This is a genomic window from Shigella sp. FJ200513, assembly GCF_040495915.1.
GTDB lineage: Bacteria > Pseudomonadota > Gammaproteobacteria > Enterobacterales > Enterobacteriaceae > ECMA0423.
The window spans coordinates 1-1,965 of the sequence record NZ_JBDYCV010000223.1 but is presented as its reverse complement, the minus strand read 5'-3'; the positions used below and the strand labels follow the sequence as shown (position 1 = coordinate 1,965).

The following is a 1,965-nucleotide window of genomic DNA, read 5'->3' as shown; positions in this document are numbered from 1 at the left end:
ATCGGTGGAGCTGCATGACAAGGTCATCGGGCATTATCTGAACATAAAACACTATCAGTAAGTTGGAGTCATTACCATAAACGCAATAAATCCGTCTCCCAGCTGCGGTGACGGAATATAAAGCCCACGATTGCTCAAAAAGGCCAGATCAAACGCGCTCACAGCTTGGCGTGGTCCGGGCAAATTGCGCAACACGGCAAAGTACCAGAAGAAGATTTGCAATATTACGGAAGATCTCAATATAAATTGTGGAAAGCTTTCGTAGCAGCCAGTTATCCGAAAGTCTCGCCAGACCGATAAAGAAGCCCAAAACAGAAGCGAACACAATACACAATGCAGAAACCAGTAGCGTATTGAGTAAGCCGACAATAAAAACGCGTCCGTAGGTGTCGCCCTGCTGGTAATCGATCAAATGCTGGACAATACCGAAGCCAGCGCCGCGATCCAGAAAGGCAAAACCTGAAGTAATGCCACGATTATTGAGATTCGTTACAGTGTTTTGAAATAACCAACCAACAATGCCGACAACAGCAACAACGGCAAGGATCTGGAATAACCAGGCACGAACCGTAGGGTTGGCAAAGGAGAGTGAGCCTTTAACGGTTGAGCGGCGATGAGGCATAGAAACCTCGGAAAGCATAACGCTGAAGAGAGCGCCGCCGTAGCGACGCTCGTTACCTCACACCGACTTAACGCACGGGCGGCGCGTACTGAATACCGCCGTTATTCCAGAGATTATTTTGCCCACGTTTAATTTTCAGCGGGCTTTCTGAACCTACGTTACGCTCAAAAATTTCCGAGTAGTTACTCACCTGTTTGATGATGTTATAGGCCCATTTATTATCCAACTTCAGATCCTTGCCGTAATCGCCTTCTTTACCCAACAGATGTGCCATATCAGGCGTTGCTGGATTAGCCGCTTTTTCATCGACGTTCTGGGAATTGATGCCCATCTCTTCAGCATTTAGCATGGCGAAAAGCGTCCAGCGTACAATCGAGAACCATTCATCATCGCCACGACGAACTACCGGCCCAAGCGGTTCTTTAGAGATAACCTCCGGTAAGACAATCCATTCAGCCGGGTTGCTTAATTTGATGCGCAAGGCATACAGTTGCGACTGATCCGAAGCCAGCGTATCGCAGCGACCAGATTCCAGTGCCTTCGCTGATTCGTCAGAGCGATCGAAAGTCACTGGTGTGTACTTCATATTGTTTGCCTTGAAATAGTCGGCGACGTTGAGTTCGGTATCAGTACCCGCCTGAATACAGACGGTAGCGCCATCCAGTTCTTTCGCGCTTTTTAGCCCCGCTTTATCGTGCGTCAGGAAGCCAATGCCGTCGTAATAAGTGACGCCGGTAAATGCCATTCCCATCCCGGCATCGCGAGATGAAGTCCAGGTCGTATTACGGGAGAGCAAATCCACTTCCCCTGACTGTAAAGCGGTGAAGCGTTCTTTTGCTGTGAGTGGGGTATATTTCACTTTCGTGTCGTCACCAAATACAGCAGCGGCAACACCACGACAAACATCAACATCAATACCTGAAAACTTACCGTCTGCATCGGCATAAGAGAACCTAGGTAATCCATCACTGATCCCGCATTGCACAAAACCTTTTTTCTGAACGGCATCAAGCGTCGCGCCAGCATGCGCCTGATTTGCAACGGCAAGCAGCACGCTGGCGGCAGCCAGTGTGGCTATCATCATCTTTTTCATAATGCTTCCTGTGAGGCGAAAATTATCGTTATAGGACGTTTGGGAAACGTCTTTTACCTGTCTGTGGCCATCCTCTTATAAGCAAAAGTAGTGCCAGCTTTTGCGCACGATTTCGCGTCGCAATAAGCTGAGTGTAGACAGGAAATAATAAAAACAGCGCCCCGCAATGGTGCGAAAATGGGTAATGCTGCCAACTTACTGATTTAGTGTATGATGGTGATTTTAAGGTGCTTGCGTGGCTTCCATTTCC

Annotated in this window: 3 protein-coding genes and 1 pseudogene; 1 reads left to right on the top strand and 3 read right to left on the bottom strand. The window is 48.3% G+C overall.

Going from position 1 to position 1,965, the window contains the following annotated elements; all coding sequences use genetic code 11:
• Positions 1-61: IS1 family transposase (locus ABZJ92_RS21685; protein ID WP_071528444.1), on the top strand; the 61-nt coding region annotated here is incomplete at its 5' end.
• Between the two features lie 11 nt (positions 62-72).
• On the opposite strand, the pseudogene ABZJ92_RS21680 reads toward ABZJ92_RS21685, so the two are convergent.
• The 3 genes and pseudogenes from ABZJ92_RS21680 to ABZJ92_RS21670 all read right to left on the bottom strand — a co-directional run.
• Positions 73-622, bottom strand: a pseudogene (locus ABZJ92_RS21680) (ABC transporter permease subunit); the annotation flags it as partial.
• 67 nt (positions 623-689) lie between these two features.
• A complete protein-coding gene (locus tag ABZJ92_RS21675; protein WP_000738594.1) occupies positions 690-1,715 on the bottom strand; it encodes an amino acid ABC transporter substrate-binding protein in 1,026 nt (341 codons plus the stop codon).
• Positions 1,716-1,743: 28 nt separating this feature from the next.
• On the bottom strand, positions 1,744-1,965 hold a 222-nt coding region (locus ABZJ92_RS21670), incomplete at its 5' end, for a hypothetical protein (RefSeq protein ID WP_214282311.1).